The 15,530-nt window shown below is 54.1% G+C and carries 13 protein-coding genes and 1 riboswitch; of the genes, 9 read left to right on the top strand and 4 right to left on the bottom strand.

The annotated features are described in order from the left end of the window. Positions 1–46: 46 nt before the first annotated feature. Together ahcY and IEV97_RS10690 are read right to left on the bottom strand one after the other, a co-directional pair. On the bottom strand, positions 47–1,354 hold the full coding sequence (ahcY, locus tag IEV97_RS10695; protein WP_188501526.1) for an adenosylhomocysteinase: 1,308 nt from the start codon (positions 1,352–1,354) through the stop codon (positions 47–49). A 150-nt stretch (positions 1,355–1,504) separates the two neighbouring features. Beyond that, positions 1,505–2,194, bottom strand: coding sequence for a DUF4397 domain-containing protein (locus IEV97_RS10690; protein WP_188501525.1), 690 nt, complete (start codon positions 2,192–2,194; stop codon positions 1,505–1,507). Positions 2,195–2,329: 135 nt separating this feature from the next. Here IEV97_RS10690 and IEV97_RS10685 point away from each other — a divergent pair, with 135 nt between their 5' ends. The 4 genes from IEV97_RS10685 to IEV97_RS10670 all read left to right on the top strand — a co-directional run bounded on the left by IEV97_RS10685 (position 2,330) and on the right by IEV97_RS10670 (position 7,612). Next, a complete protein-coding gene (locus IEV97_RS10685; protein ID WP_188501524.1) occupies positions 2,330–3,526 on the top strand; it encodes a THUMP-like domain-containing protein in 1,197 nt (398 codons plus the stop codon). Between the two features lie 293 nt (positions 3,527–3,819). Further along, a complete protein-coding gene (locus IEV97_RS10680) occupies positions 3,820–4,326 on the top strand; it encodes a hypothetical protein (RefSeq protein ID WP_188501523.1) in 507 nt (168 codons plus the stop codon). Between the two features lie 141 nt (positions 4,327–4,467). Further along, on the top strand, positions 4,468–4,644 hold the full coding sequence (locus tag IEV97_RS10675; RefSeq protein ID WP_188501522.1) for a hypothetical protein: 177 nt from the start codon (positions 4,468–4,470) through the stop codon (positions 4,642–4,644). A gap of 220 nt (positions 4,645–4,864) precedes the next feature. Beyond that, positions 4,865–7,612 (top strand): TonB-dependent receptor plug domain-containing protein, encoded by a 2,748-nt coding sequence (locus tag IEV97_RS10670; RefSeq protein ID WP_188501521.1) that lies wholly within the window; start codon positions 4,865–4,867, stop codon positions 7,610–7,612. Position 7,613: 1 nt separating this feature from the next. Here the strand turns inward: IEV97_RS10670 and IEV97_RS10665 are convergent, their stop codons facing one another. Further along, on the bottom strand, positions 7,614–8,213 hold the full coding sequence (locus IEV97_RS10665) for a DNA-3-methyladenine glycosylase (RefSeq protein ID WP_188501520.1): 600 nt from the start codon (positions 8,211–8,213) through the stop codon (positions 7,614–7,616). Between the two features lie 350 nt (positions 8,214–8,563). Further along, positions 8,564–8,766: riboswitch (cobalamin riboswitch) on the top strand. Between the two features lie 103 nt (positions 8,767–8,869). On the opposite strand from IEV97_RS10665, the gene IEV97_RS10660 reads away from it, so the two are divergent. Both IEV97_RS10660 and IEV97_RS10655 read left to right on the top strand, forming a co-directional pair. After that, on the top strand, positions 8,870–10,783 hold the full coding sequence (locus tag IEV97_RS10660; RefSeq protein WP_188501519.1) for a TonB-dependent receptor plug domain-containing protein: 1,914 nt from the start codon (positions 8,870–8,872) through the stop codon (positions 10,781–10,783). A 23-nt stretch (positions 10,784–10,806) separates the two neighbouring features. Next, complete coding sequence (locus IEV97_RS10655) at positions 10,807–11,946, top strand: DUF5074 domain-containing protein (RefSeq protein WP_188501518.1); 1,140 nt, start codon at positions 10,807–10,809, stop codon at positions 11,944–11,946. 80 nt (positions 11,947–12,026) lie between these two features. Here IEV97_RS10655 and IEV97_RS10650 read toward each other — a convergent pair whose 3' ends face one another. Continuing rightward, positions 12,027–12,311, bottom strand: coding sequence for a hypothetical protein (locus IEV97_RS10650; protein ID WP_188501517.1), 285 nt, complete (start codon positions 12,309–12,311; stop codon positions 12,027–12,029). 143 nt (positions 12,312–12,454) lie between these two features. Here IEV97_RS10650 and IEV97_RS10645 point away from each other — a divergent pair, with 143 nt between their 5' ends. From IEV97_RS10645 to IEV97_RS10635, 3 genes are all read left to right on the top strand, one after another. After that, positions 12,455–12,631 (top strand): hypothetical protein, encoded by a 177-nt coding sequence (locus tag IEV97_RS10645; protein ID WP_188501516.1) that lies wholly within the window; start codon positions 12,455–12,457, stop codon positions 12,629–12,631. A gap of 51 nt (positions 12,632–12,682) precedes the next feature. Further along, complete coding sequence (locus IEV97_RS10640; protein ID WP_188501515.1) at positions 12,683–12,916, top strand: DUF2798 domain-containing protein; 234 nt, start codon at positions 12,683–12,685, stop codon at positions 12,914–12,916. Positions 12,917–13,324: 408 nt separating this feature from the next. Continuing rightward, on the top strand, positions 13,325–15,529 hold the full coding sequence (locus tag IEV97_RS10635) for a B12-binding domain-containing radical SAM protein (protein ID WP_188501514.1): 2,205 nt from the start codon (positions 13,325–13,327) through the stop codon (positions 15,527–15,529). Position 15,530: the final 1 nt, after the last annotated feature.

Here is a 15,530-nt window from a genome sequence, read left to right as displayed (position 1 = left end):
CCGGAGCTGATGCCCCGGCTTTCTTGTTTATACCTGATTCCTAGGATTAGTATCTGTAGTACTCCGGCTTGTAAGGGCCTTCTACTTCCACGCCAATGTAAGCGGCCTGGTCCGGACGAAGCTCATCCAGCTCTACGCCAATTTTGCTCAGGTGCAGGCGGGCTACTTTCTCATCAAGGTGCTTCGGCAGGGTGTATACCTGGTTTTCGTAGGCATCCGCGTTGGTCCAAAGCTCGATCTGGGCCAGTGTCTGGTTCGAGAAAGAGTTCGACATTACAAACGATGGGTGACCAGTCGCGCAACCCAGGTTTACCAGGCGGCCTTCCGCCAGCACGATGATGTCCTTGCCTTCGATGTTGTACAGGTCAACCTGCGGCTTGATGGTGTCTTTGGTATGACCGTACGCACCGTTCAACCAGGCCATGTCGATCTCGTTGTCGAAGTGACCGATGTTACAAACGATCGCCTTGTCTTTCATGCTGCGGAAATGCTGCTCCGTGATGATGTCTTTGTTACCGGTAGCCGTCACCACAATATCAGCTTCTTTCACAACATCAGCCATTTTCTTAACCGCGAAGCCATCCATAGCAGCCTGCAGGGCGCAGATCGGGTCGATTTCAGTAACGATCACACGGGCACCGGCACCACGAAGCGAAGCGGCAGAACCTTTTCCTACGTCACCATAGCCAGCCACAACCGCTACTTTACCAGCCATCATCACATCCGTAGCACGACGGATCGCATCTACCAGCGACTCCTTACAGCCATACTTGTTATCGAACTTCGACTTGGTTACCGAGTCGTTCACGTTGATGGCAGGCATTGGCAGCGTACCGTTCTTCACGCGCTCATACAGGCGGTGCACGCCGGTAGTCGTTTCTTCCGAAAGGCCTTTGATGCCATCGGCCAGCTCCGGGTACTTGTCCAGCACCATGTTGGTCAGGTCACCACCATCGTCCAGGATCATGTTGAGCGGCTTGCGGTCTTCACCGAAGAAGAGCGTCTGCTCGATGCACCAGTCAAACTCCTCGGCCGTCATCCCTTTCCAGGCGTAAACCGAGATACCGGCAGCTGCAATGGCAGCGGCGGCATGGTCCTGCGTAGAGAAAATGTTGCACGAAGACCAGGTCACCTCAGCGCCCAGCTCCACAAGTGTCTCGATCAGCACGGCGGTCTGGATGGTCATGTGCAGACAGCCGGCGATGCGGGCACCCGCCAGCGGCTTGCTTGGGCCGTACTCCTGACGGATTGCCATCAGGCCAGGCATCTCTGCCTCAGCCAGTCTGATCTCTTTGCGGCCCCACTCGGCCAGCGAAATATCTTTTACCTTGTACTTTAGTTGCGTATCAATCATGTTGTAATATTTTCTTAAGGAAGCACAAAATTATAAAATTTCTCTGTCATCTTCAACTCCAGATTAGTATACGGCTGAAAGTCAAACAGTTTTAAATACAGAGGCCCGTGCCAATGGCACAGGCCTCTTGTAGGTATGTCTCCTTCGCGGTTATCGGTTCGTAATGATCTCGGCTCCAAGGGCGTTTGTGTTGCTGGCAGGCGGGGCCACAAAACCTCTGGCAAAAATGGTATAGATGCGGCCGGCAGCCAGCTGCACGTTCGGCACGGTCAGCACTACTGTTTGAGTACCAGCGAGGCGCACTTCCAGGTTATAAGAGGCGGCATCGACAGGCGTGAAGTCCGTTGCGCTCTTAAAGGCCCGGTTGCCGAAAAGTACAGGTCCGTTGGTCACGGCCACATCCACGGCAGGCGCGTCAGGCGACAGGTGCACAAAGCGCACGTGCGCTTTGCCGGCGGCAGGTGTATCCAGGTCGTCTTCCAGCACCAGGGGCTCAATGGCGCTTAGCGTGTTGATCGCAAACACGGAGTAGCTTTCGTTTCTGTCAAGGTCCAGGTTGGCATCGATCACGGTTGTGCTGGTGCCGGCGGCATTCACCTTCACATTGCGTCGGCCTGCCTGCACATCGAGGTAGCCTGTGTTGTTCGGGAAAGTCAGGGGAGCCGTGTTCACTTTCGCGTTGTCTACCAGCAGGTCTACGCCAGGCGCGTCAGGAGAGGCGTGCACCACCATTACATTGGCAGTTTCGATCATAGCGTTGTCATCATCGTCATCGTCGCAGCTTGTCAGCACCATTGCCGGCAACACTGCCAGCAGCATGATTTTCATCCATTTCTTCATAGTAGTCTGATAAATAATTAATTAAAAATTTCTTTTAGTTGTGAATAGAACCAGCAGGTATAAGGATTGTTTGCGGCCGGTCGGATTTTATGAAAAAAAACGGGACTGATTAAATTTGTACCTTTGCAGCGCACCATGAAGCACTATACTCCGGAAGAGAAAGATTTCATCAAGCAGCACCAGCACCGCAACCCCGCCGAACTGATGCTGCAGGCAGGCCGTTACCCCCAGTTGCCGGTCTCTGAACTGGTCAAACAGATCCAGGCGCGGCAGAAGGCCACTGACAAGCTGCCGACCTGGGCGGCGCATCCGGATGTGGTTTTTCCAACGACATTATCCGTAGAGCAGACCTCCTCGGAGGCTACCGCTGCCTACAAAGCTTCGCTGGTAAAAGGCAAGCTGCTCGTCGACCTGACAGGTGGATTTGGGGTGGACAGCTTCTTTTTTGCCAAGCATTTTGAGCAGGTGGTGCATGTGGAGCAGAACAGCGGGCTTTCAGAAATAGCCGCCTATAATTTTAAATTGCTGGGTGCTGCTAACATCAATGCCGTCAATACCACCGCCGAAGATTTCCTGCAAGGATTCACCGGCCATGCTGATGTGCTATACCTGGATCCGGCGCGGCGCGGCGACAGACAGGAGAAGGTGCACCTGCTGCAGGACTGTGAACCGGATGTGCTGCAGCTGCTTCCCTTGCTGTTTGAAAAGGCGGATGCGGTACTGCTCAAGACCTCACCTATGCTGGACATTGAACTGGCATTGGAACAACTGGGCGCCGTGGCACAGGTATGGGTGATCGCGCTGCACAACGAGTGCAAGGAGGTGCTATACATGCTACAGCCCCAGGCGGCTACCAATCCCGAGCGCCATGCAATCAACCTGCTACCCGACGGCAGCTCTCAGGTGCTTACCTTTACCAAAGAGCGGGAAGAACAGACGATTGTCAGCTTTGCCGACCCGAAGGCATACCTCTACGAGCCCAACGCAGCCATCCTGAAAGCTGGCGCCTACCGCAGCCTTGCAAGCCAATTTGGCCTTTACAAGCTACATCCCAACAGTCACCTCTATACCTCCGACCAGCTCATACCTGGTTTTCCGGGCCGTTCGTTCGCCTGCCAGGGGGTTGGGCGCTACCATAAAAAAGAGATCCTGGCCAGGCTGCCGCAGCGCAAGGCCAACATCACGGTGCGCAACTTTCCGGAGTCGGTGGCTGATATTCGAAAGAAGACAGGTATAAAAGAGGGCGGAGCAGACTATCTTTTCTTCACAACGGATATGCACCAGAAGCCCATTGTGGTCTATTGCCGGAAAGTGACTGGCCCTTCCGGGTAATTTTTTTTCATATTAATTTCGATCGCTTTCGTTTTCCCTTCTCTTTGTATAGTCCAAGCCTTCTTATGACTGACCCCACTCGCTCAGCCAATCAACAAGCTCATTCACAAACACATACACCCTCTGTTATACTTTCATAGCGCTATATACCCATACTAGCAACAGTCGGTTTTATTGCTATACCTGCTCCAACAGTTGCTCGCTTAATTTATTAACTGTTAGAAACTTAGCCCGTAAAAAAGAGGGTCCCGTCTGAGACGAGGCACTATGTTTAACTTAAATACACGAAAGCTATGAAACGCAATAATGAGGAAAATCAGAATCAGAATATGAAGCGCGGTAATGAGGACAACCTGAATCAGGGTCAGAATCAGAATCGCAACAATAACCAGAACCAGCCTAGAAACCAGTCCGGTGAGTTTGAGAGCACTTCCCGTTCTCAGAACAACCCTTCGGGCCAGAGCGGCCAGGGCTCACAGGCAAGAAGCAGCAACCAGGGCCAGGGCTGGCACGGCGACTCACAAGGCCATGCAGAAGCCGGCCGACAGAGCCACAAGAACGACAGTTCTTCGTCATCTGCCAGAAGCAGTTCATCGCAGGGCGGTCAGTCACAGGCCAACAGCGGCAATCAGTCTCAAGGCCGAAGCGGTAATCAGCCACAAGGCAGCAGCAACCAGTCTCAGGGTAGAAGCCAAAACCAGGGCAAAGGCTGGCACGGCGACTCAGAGGGACATGCAGAGGCAGGACGCCAGAGTAACAAGAATAACAACAACTCAGGCTCCAGCGACGATAATTCCTAATAATATAGTTTAGCTGAATATAAGACAGAAAAGCCTGTGGCAAATGCTGCGGGCTTTTCTGTTGGCCTAAACCCGTGCTATCAGGCTTCGTAAACCAGGTATAGAAGTCGCAAGTTGTAACCGAACTAACATTTGAATGCTATGAAAAACGAAAAGGAAAACAAAAACATGCCGAAAAACCAGCAGACCAGCACAGGCAAGTCCGGCTCTAAGAAGGACATCGGCAACGACCTGCACAAGGACGCGGTAGGAAAAATGGGATCAAACAACCCAACGCCCCAAGCCCGCACCGACAACGAGCAGCAAAAGAAGAAATAAGGCGTCCGATATAGCTGTACTGCCAAAGGCCCCGGCTTTGTTGACTACGATCAGCATGGCCGGGGCCTTTGGTATATATAAGCAGTGCTAAACGCCCCCGCAGCTATACCTGCAGCCGGAATTAGCTTTAAAAATGAATTGTTTGAATAATATATTATTTTTTATATATTATTGGCTTACTATTTGTACAGATCAAGCATCATCTAATATAAGCCAAGCTATGCGCAAACCTCTACTGCTCTTATCATTGCCTGCTGTTTTACTGCTTCTTGCTTTCAGCTTCAAAAAGGCCAACAACGACGACCTGATCACGCGCATCGCGCTCCAACTCCAGAAGTTCTACGCCCTGTACCCACAGGAGAGCGTCTACCTGCACCAGGACAAAACACTCTACAGCCTCGGCGAAACGATTTGGTTCAAGGCCTACGCCCCACAGAACACAACCGATAGCCTGAGCACGGTGCTGTATGCCGACCTAGTGGGGCCTGACAACAAAGTGCGCCTGAGCCGAAAGCTCAAGCTGCATGACGGCATGGCACATGGCGATTTTTACCTACCCGACACCCTTTCAGAGGGACTATACCAGCTCCGGGCCTATACCAACTGGATGCGCAATTTCGATCCGCAGTACTTTTTTACCAGAGAGCTCAACATCTCCAGCCCCTCCCTTACAGAGGTCAAAGCCAGCATCTCTTTCCAGACACACACTTCTTCAGCCGGCGACTCTTTGATAGCCAGCCTGCAGTTTTACAGGCACCCGTTCGAACCAATCAAAAACCTGAAGCTTAGAACGCAACTGATGCTGGATGGCAAAAAAGGAAAATCAGGCAGCCTTGTGACAGATGCGCAAGGTATGGCCCGGTTGCCGCTCTTCTTTAGCAGTGCCCAAAGTGGTACTGTCAAGGAAGCCCTTTTGCTGGTGCAGTCCGATGACAAGAGCAACCCTTTTCAGCGCAGCTATCGCCTGCCGGTCGGCCAACCAGCCTTTGATCTGCAGTTCTTTCCGGAAGGTGGGCACTTGGTGGCGGGTATACCTTCGCGGGTGGGCTTTAAGGCAATAGACATAAGCGGCAAAGGCCAGCAGGTGGCAGGCACCGTGCACGACCAGCAGGGGAACACCGTGATGGACTTTAAGAGTGAACACCTGGGGATGGGCGCCTTTACCTTCACACCTGAGCCCGGCAAAACTTACACCGCACAGCTGCAACTCCCGAACGGCCGCACCGCCAGCTATAAGCTGCCGGAGGCAAAACCAGAAGGCGTGGTGCTACAGGTGGTGCAGCTCAGTGAACACACCCTTAACTTCCGGATTGAGCAAAACTTTAAGAACGCAGCCTCGCTTGGCCCCTTATATTTGATCGCGCATGCGGCCGACAGCCTTATTTTTGCGGTGAGAGCCAACACCGACCAGAAAGTTCTGGAGTCGGCTATACCTGCTTCCCGTTTCCCGGCGGGCATGGTCCACTTCACCTTGTTCAGCGCCGACGGCAAAGCCCTTAGCGAGCGCCTGGCTTTTGTCAACCATCCGCCTCAAGTCCAGCTCAACCTCACGACCGACAAGACGATGTATGGCAAAAGGCAAAAAGTGACCATGCAACTGGAAGCTCGCGATGCGAACGGCAAACCAGTAGCCGGCAATTTCTCGCTTGCGGTGCGCGATGCCCTGAGTGACCTGAACCAGCAACCCTACGAGAATAACATTTACTCGCAGCTATACCTGCAGGGCGAGTTAAAAGGCAATATCGAGCAGCCAGCCTATTACTTCGACAAGAAGCAGCCGCATGCACGCCGGCACCTGGACCTGCTGTTGCTCACTCAAGGCTGGCGCCGCTTCGACTGGGGCGACCTGCTACAGGACAGACTGCCGACCGTTACGCATTTACCGGAGCAAAGCATCTCCTTTTCGGGGCGAGTTGAAAAAGAGCTCGGCAAGAAGACCCCGCAGAAAAGCAACCTGACGCTCATCTTCACGCCAAATACAGCTCCAAAAGACAGTGTGGCTGCGCTGCCTAACTTGGTGATGGCAGAGACAAACCCCGATGGCAGTTTCCGGTTCGTAGGGCTAAACTTTGAAGACACACTTAAGGTGTTCGTACAGGCACGAACTTCAAAGGGTAGCAATAATCAGCTCATCCACCTGGACCAAGCCGCTGCCCCCACCCCGAACTTCCAGGCATTGGAGGGCGCCACTATCTCACCCGAGCAGATCACCGCCTACCGCAAACGCATGAGCGACTGGGCGAAAGCCGACCGCCAGCACCGCCTGACCACGGGAGCCATTCAGCTAAAGCAGGTAGACGTAACAGCCAAGAAGCAGGAATTCAGCAATGATCACCGCATTTATTTTAAGGAGAATGTGGACGCCCGTATTGAGCTAGATAAAATGACAGTCGTTTATCCGACTGTGCTACAGTATCTGGCCGGCCGGGTAGCCGGTGTGCAGGTAACTGGTTCGGGCTTCGAAACCTCTGTCGAGATACGCGGGGGAGGAACGCCCTTGTTTGTACTCGACGGCATGCGCGTAGAACTCGAAACCGTCAACATGCTGGACCCTTCGAACATAGAAGCTATAGAAGTCCTGAAGGGAGCTAATGCGGCCATTTTTGGTTCTTCGTCAGGCAGCGGTGTCATTGCACTTTTCAGCAAAAGAGGCAACCCGAACTACAACTACGCCAATCAAAAGTCACCCGGCACGATCAACTTCAAGCTGGCCGGCTACAACAAGCCATCGGAGTTTTACTCGCCACGCTACGATGTAGCGGAGGAGCGTCACAACCTGCCTGACTTCCGCAGCACGCTCCACTGGCAGCCGAATGTAACGACCGACGCCAACGGTAAAGCGACTGTTATCTTCTTCACATCGGATGTCATCACGGAGTTTGTGGCCGTGTGCGAAGGTATAACCAGGCACGGCACGGTGGGCGCCACTTCTTACCGTTTCAGCAGCGACACACGAGTGCAGCCCTAGCCTACTTCTTCCGGCTGACCCACTTATTGTCCTTCAGCCAGAAGCGCCAGGGAAGCAAGGCATCTTCGCCAGCATAGTCTATACCGATGCGGGGGCCGATGGCTATACCTTCGGCAGGCACGGCTATACCTTTGTCTTCTATCCAGATGGTGTCGCCGGTGAGGGAGGCACCGTAATGGCGACGGTTTACACCTAAGGCAATGCTGAGCACGCCCGGTCCGGCCGTCAGATTGGGTTTAGATGTGGCCATGTTGCGACGTAGCAGCATCTCTTCTATACCTTCTGTCGGTTCGATGGCCCGGACCAGCACGGCATCGGCTCGCCCCTCTACGTTGGTGATGATGTTGAACAGGTTGTACATGCCATACACCAGGTATACATAGGCCACGCCGCCCTCGTGGTACATGATCTCGGTGCGCTGCGTCCGGCGGTTCAGGTGCGCATGGCAGGCCCTGTCGTTTGTGCCGGAGTACGCCTCCGTTTCCACGATCATGCCGCCGGTGAGGATACCCTCATGGTTCGTATACAGGTATTTCCCCAGCAGGTCCTGCGCCACCTGCACGACATCAGGTCGGGTATAAAAGTCTTTGTTGAGCTTCACTATTAAATAATGAATAATGAGTAATGACGAATGAATAATCGGTAATGGTGTATTACGTGCGAATCAAAGGGAGGTCGGCGATGTCGCTGATAGAAAGAGGCAGCTAAGCTGGGGGAAGCTTTTGCCAAAGCATACGTCAGTGACAATTCATGCCTCACTCTCTCCATCAGATTAACCAATTCGTCGCATCATGGATTATTCGCTACACCTCCCTCAACCTTCACCACCGTTATTCTTTACAAATTCATCATCCGTCATTTATCATCACCCATTCACCGTCCCCCAGTAGTCATTTCTCATTATCCGCCCATTATTCATTCGTCATTATTCATTACTCATTAAATAATCATTACCTTTGCCTTCAGATTGGTGGCCTTGCTGTATCCAACGCAAAGCCTTAAAAGGGAAATAGGTGTGAGACCTATGCTGTTCCCGCAACTGTAATCTTCTTAAAAAGGGTGAGCCAAAACCACCGCCACTGTGCCGCACAACGCATGGGAAGGCTGGCTGACCTGAAGAGAGCCAGGAGACCTGCCAGTTTGACCAAATTAGTCGTATGCTTTCGGGTAAAAAGCTGCACTGCTCGCTATCTACACCTTCGCGCGCCGTTCTGCCTCTACCTGCCTGCATGCTTCGGGATCTAAGCAAGCGTATACGTGGCAAAGTTTCATTTCCTCCTTTTTTCGTGCCTGGCCTTATCGCTGGGTATAGCACCGGCTGCTTTGGCGCAGCAGGATACCACGCTGTATCATTTGCGCACCGTCGAGGTATTCGGCAAGCCCGCTGAGGTCTTTGCCTCCGGCAGCCGCGTCACCACACTCGACAGCACTTTCCTGCGCACCTATACCGCTGGCTCCATAGCCGATGCCTTGCAGTCCCGCACGCCGGTGTTCCTGAAAACGAACGGGCCGAGCGGCATCGCGATTCCTGCTTTTCGCGGCACGAGCCCCACCCATACCGCCGTGCTCTGGAACGGACTCAACATCAGCCAGCCTGCCCTGGGGCAAAATGACATGTCCCTGTTGCCATTGAACAGTATCGGAAGCATAGCGGTGCAGCACGGTGCGGCAGGTGCAACCTATGGCAGCGGGGCGATTGGTGGAGCGATTTTGCTGAACTCCCCGACACAGCTGGAGCCTGGCTTCGGCGCAGATGTGCTGCAGGAAGTCGGCAGTTTCGGCCGCTACTTCTCCAGCGCCAGTGCCCGTTACAGCGGCCGGAAGGTATCGGTAGGCTTGGGCGGCTACTACCTGGCAGCAGAGAACGACTTTTCCTTCCGGGACTACGGCCGCATCGGGGGGCCCACCCGCCAGCAGGACCAGGCGCAGGTAGCCCAGCATGGCTTCACACAGGATGTGAGCTGGCAGCTTTCCGACAACACCCGACTGGCTTTGCATGGCTGGTATACCCACGCCGACCGCGAAGTACCACCATCCCTGGGTGCTGCCAACACCAATGCCGAGCAAGTTGACCGGAACCTGCGCCTGATGACCGAGCTTAACCACAGCAGCAACTGGGGCGAAACCTCCGTGAAAGCCGCCGTCTTCAACGATTACCTGCTCTTCACTGATAACAACAACCATTCTACTACCGACATCAACACCTACCAGGTGCAGGCAGAGCAAACCTATACCTACGCCCGCCGCTGGAGTCTGCGGGGTGGCCTGAACCTGCAGCACTTCGAGGCCGATGTGCAGGGTTATGGCCGGCAGGTAAAAGAAGACCGCGCCTCGGCTTTCCTGCTCTTCCGCTACGACCCCAGCAAGCGACTCGACCTGAGTTTGAATCTGCGCCAGGCATTCGTGAAAGGCTATAACCCCGCTCCGGCTCCTACTTTGGGTGCCAACTGGCTCATGCTGCAGCACGACCAGCACCAGCTAAACCTGAAGGGCAACGTATCGGGCAGCTACCGCGTGACGACGCTGAACGAGCGCTTCTGGCAACCGGGCGGCAACCCGGACATCAAGCCGGAGCAAGGCTGGAGCTACGAAACCGGGCTGCGACACCGCTATACCCTGGGCACTCTGCAACTGGAGTCGGAACTGTATGTTTACCGCATGCTCGTGGATAACTGGATACAGTGGATGCCCGTCACGTCCAGCTACTGGTCCCCCCGCAACCTGCAGAAAGTACGCTCCCAGGGTATAGAGCTCAGCAGCCGCGCCAGCACCACACTCGGCGACTGGCAACTGGCTGCCACGGGCGCCTATACCTATACCGCATCGGAGCAGGTGAAAGCCTATGAAGGAAACCAGGAACTGAACAGTCAGCTCGCGCATGTGCCGCTGCACAAAGCACAGCTGGGCGCCGACCTCACCTTCCGTACCTGGACCCTGCTCGGCAACCTGACGCATACTGGCCTCCGCTACACCGACAACAGCAACGCCAGCAGCCTGCCCGGCTATACCTTGCTCAGCCTCGCCCTGCATAAGAAAATCACCCTCGGTCAATATCAATTCATCGCATCGGTGCGCAGCGACAATGTGACCGACCGCGCTTATACCGTGCTCGAAAACATGCCGATGCCGCCACGAAGTCTGGCTGTCGGCTTACGCTTTGTCATACCTTAGTTTCACACCCATACCTTAATAACATGAAAAAAATTACCCGTTTCCGCAGCTATCTTTTGTCAGCTGCTTTTGCCTTTGGCGCGGTTGTATTTACCAGCTGCAGCGATGATACCAACAACGGCCCCGCCGGAGAGTATGCCCGTAATGGTGTGCTTATCTCTAACGAAGGTGCCATGACTTACTCGAACGCCTCTGTGAGTTTCTACAGCCACGACAGCAAATCAGTAGAAAATGAGTCTTTCAAGAAAGTGAATGCGCCACTGGTGCTCGGCGACGTGCTGCAGCATATGGCGCAGCAGGGCGACCGGCTATACCTGGTGATGAACAACAGCGGCAAGGTGGTGGTGACCAATGCCAACACCCTGAAAGCCGAAAGCGAAATTGCCGGTCTGGAGGCTCCCCGTTACTTCGCTGCCCTGAACGATGACAAGGGTTACGTGACCGAATGGCTCGGCTACGACCCTGCTACCTATGCCTATAGCAACGGCCGCGTGGCTGTGGTAGACCTGAAAACCAACACTGTGACCAAAACCATTACGGTAGGGGTGAAGCCTGAACAGCTCCTAATAGCTGCCGGAAAACTCTACGTAACCAATAGCGGTGGCAACACGGTAACAGTCATCAATACCGCGACAGACGCTATTGAAACATCCATTACGGTGAACGACGGACCCAACAGCCTGGCGCTGGACCGCAACAACACACTTTGGGTAAGCAGCAGCGGCATTGAGGTATGGGATGTAGATGAAGACGATAACTGGTTTGTGAGTGAAGAAAAGAGCACGCCCGGCTCTCTTGCTAAGATCAATACAACGAGCAATTCCGTCATGAGCACCCTCACCTTCAGCCAGAATGCTCCGGCTCCAGGCAAGCTCACGCCAAACCTGAATGGCGACAAGCTCTACTATGTGTTCAACAACAAGGTATGGGTGCAGGACGTGAACGCGACTACACTGGCCACTAAGCCGCTGATCGACCGGGGTACTTACGTTGCCTACGGTTTCAATGGGCTGGGTATAGAACCTGCCAGCGGCACCATCTACGCTGGCAAAGCTACCGACTATGCCTCCAATGGCTGGGTAGTGCGCTACAATCCGCAGAGTGGCGCTGCTGTCGATTCCTTCCGGGTAGGTATAGCCCCGAATGGCTTTCTGTTCCGGTAGCACTTACGCTTCCTGAAAAGCACGATGCCCGGCACTCATTAACTGAGCGCCGGGCATCGTGCTTTTATACCTGAGCCAGCTTACTGGTTCGGGTTCGGTTTCAGGTCCTTGTCGTAGCGTTTCTTACGGTCACCCTCCTGGTTGTAGGCGCTGTCTCCGATGGCGGTACCTTCGCGGCCTTCATAGATATCCTCGTAGTTTTCGGTGGTGTCGTTGTCCATGCTGCTGCGATCTGCTTCTTCGGTTCGCTCATAGTCGCTGCGCTCGGTGTTTGTCTCGCCAGGGTCAGTACCTGTGTTGCAGGATGCCATACCTATACCTAGCAGTACGCCTAGCACAGCAGCTGTTGTCTTTATCGATTTCATAGTTCTTTCGTTTTAGATTTTCAAAGCGCCATACCGCAGTCGGGTACAGCCCTTTAATGTACGACCGCCCTACAATTAGAGTTAAAAAAAGCTACTCCGGCCAATGGTTTGCCGTATGACAGAGAGTACTAACGCATAAAGGTATGGTGAACGGAAAAAACAAGTCTGATCAGGAAAAGAGCACGAAGGAAATGTCGTCGGACAAGAAAAAAGTAGCGGCCGACAAGCAAACGCCACCGCCGCAGGGCAGCGGTACAAACGACCCGAGCCATACCAAGGACGACAGCTCGGATGCCGAAGCACAAAAAGGACACGCCTGATAACGCAGCTATCGGCCTAACCCTTAACTTTGCGGCTATACCCGGTCTGCCATGAAAAAGAAATTTTTGAACCCGGCGCTCAAGCGCAAGCTGCTGGTCATCTCCCTGCTGTGCCTTTTGATAGCCTCTGCCCTGCAGCTCTATACCTTCGGCTTTGCCGATAACTTCTTTATGAACTGGCTGCGCCTGTTTGTGGTGCTGTTTGTGCTGGTGGCTGGTACGGTGCTGGCGATTGTGCCCGGGGCGAATTACCTCGTCAATAAAACGTCGCAACTGCTCAGTTAGGCATTGCTATACCTCCAACAAACGAAAAGCCCGCGATAGCACCGCGGGCCTTTTGTTTTAGGGAACAATTGAAACACTTACACCATCACTAGCCACTGCTCCAGGTTTTCATGTTTTCACAGCTTAAAACCCTGGCTTTAACGCCCAGAAGCATTCAACTATAGATGATAATAATGCAAATATAATGATATCTAAATTGATTTATATAATTAAATACCTATTTAATGAATAAATTATTCAATGTTATACCTGCCATTCCTTAAGCCCCTCATTCCCAACATCTCCATACTGAACCCTGTGCGTGGTAGAACTGTTAACCTGACAGCATCTGTTTAGAAAGCGCTGCAGAATCAGTAGTTTTGCAGTCCGCGCCCTGTGGGGCGTTTGTTATTTTAAGATTCCCGAGACTTGAAGAAGCCCACCATACTGCTCATCACGCCGCCGCTCACGCAGCTCAACACACCCTACCCTGCCACCGCCTACATCAAAGGTTTTCTGTCAGGTCAGGGTTACTCTGTTACCCAGGCCGATTTTGGCATTGAGTTGGTGCTGCGCATGTTCACCAAAGCAGGATTAACCCGCATCTTTGAGGCCGTAGAGGCAGGTGATTTTGAACTCTCAGACAACAGCCGGCGTATCGTGCGCCTGAAGCGGGAGTACCTGCACACCATCGAGCCGGTGATTCGCTTTCTTCAGAACAAGGATACGACTCTGGCCCAGCAGATCAGCTACAGCCGCTACTTGCCCGAGGCTTCCCGCTTCGATCAGGTGGAGGACATTGACTGGGCTTTTGGCAGCATGGGCATCACGGACCGTGCCCGCTACCTGGCCACGCTATACCTGGAGGACCTGGGTGACCTGATCAAGGAGACGATCTGCCCTTACTTTGCCTTCAGCCGCTACGCCGAGAAGCTGGCCCTGTCCGCTACTTCCTTTGATCCGCTGGAAGAATCGCTGCAGACGGAGCCCAACTTGGTAGACCGGATGCTGCTGGAACTGCTGGAGGAACGTTTGCAGGAAGTGCAACCGGATGTGGTGGGCTTTTCCATCCCTTTCCCGGGCAACCTGTACGGCGGCTTGCGACTGGCGCAGTATATCAAAGCAAACTATCCGCACATCCACACCTTGATGGGGGGCGGCTACCCGAATACCGAGCTGCGTACCCTTCGAGAACCACGCCTGTTTAAGTACATCGATTTTGTAACGCTCGACGATGGTGAAGGCCCCTGGCTGAAGCTGCTGGAATACCTGCAAGGCGAGCGCCAGGTGGATTTACTGCAGCGCACCTTTATGTTGCAGGACGGCCAGGTAGACTACATCAACGGCTGCCTGGATAAGGACATTCCGCATACCGAAGTCGGCACCCCGGATTACAGCGACCTGCCACTGCAGGAGTACCTGTCGGTGATCGACGTGATCAACCCGATGCACCGCCTCTGGAGCGACGGCCGCTGGAACAAACTCACCGTGGCCCACGGCTGCTACTGGAAACGCTGCTCTTTCTGTGACATCACCCTTGACTATATTTCCCGCTACGAAACGGCTCCGGCCACTTTGCTGGTCGACCGAATTGAGCAGATCATCTCCCAAACCGGACAGACGGGCTTCCATTTTGTGGACGAGGCCGCACCGCCTGCCGCCCTCCGCGATCTGGCCATTGAGTTGCTTCGACGCGGTGTGAAGATTACCTGGTGGGGTAACATCCGCTTCGAGAAAACATTTTCCCCCGACCTCTGCCGCCTGCTGGCCGCCTCGGGTTGTATTGCGGTGTCAGGTGGTTTGGAGGTGGCCTCGGATCGCCTTCTGGACCTGATGAAGAAAGGCGTGAGCATTGCCCAGGTGGCTCGTGTGACCGATGGCTTTACGCAGGCCGGCATCATGGTGCACGCCTACCTCATGTATGGCTTCCCTACCCAGACCGCCCAGGAAACGATCGACTCGCTGGAGGTAGTGCGGCAATTGTTCCTGAACGGTGTGATCCAGTCTGGCTACTGGCACCGCTTCAGCATGACGGCGCACAGCCCGGTAGGCAAGCACCCCGAGAAATTTGGCGTGGTAAAGGTGGGTCCGCCGGAAGGAGATTTCGCCAACAACGACCTCTGGCATGACGATCCACAAGGCACCGACCACGAGCTGTTCGGTCCTGGACTGGCCAAGGCGCTCTACAACTTTATGCACGGCGTGGGGCTAGAGGAGCCACTCTCCTTCTGGTTCGATTTCAAAGTGCCGCGCGTGACCACAGACCGTAATCTGATCGCCAAGGCCATACAGGAACCTGCCAAACCGGACAGCGAGCGCAAACTGGCCCGTGTGTTCTGGCTGGGGAATGTGCCGGAGATCGACTTTATGATGTACGCCAAGAAAGGCCAGACCATTGAGCGCTGCGTACTCACTTTCTACGAGAAGGCCGAGGACTTCCAGATCAAGACAACCGCGAACATCGGGCAATGGCTGCTAGAGCAGCTTACGCTATTGACCTCAGAAGAGGCGCCGGCTATGACGCTGAAGCAACTGGAAGAAACTTATCCGCTGGATGCGCACCTGAGCTTCTCGGAATTCCTGGCCTCGCCGGTTTGGTTTGAGCTGCGGGAGAAGGGGCTGTTGTTGCTGTAAT

The organism is Pontibacter amylolyticus, from assembly GCF_014638845.1.
GTDB classification, from domain to species: Bacteria; Bacteroidota; Bacteroidia; order Cytophagales; family Hymenobacteraceae; genus Pontibacter; species Pontibacter amylolyticus.
This window is presented reverse-complemented; position numbering and strand designations above follow the sequence as displayed.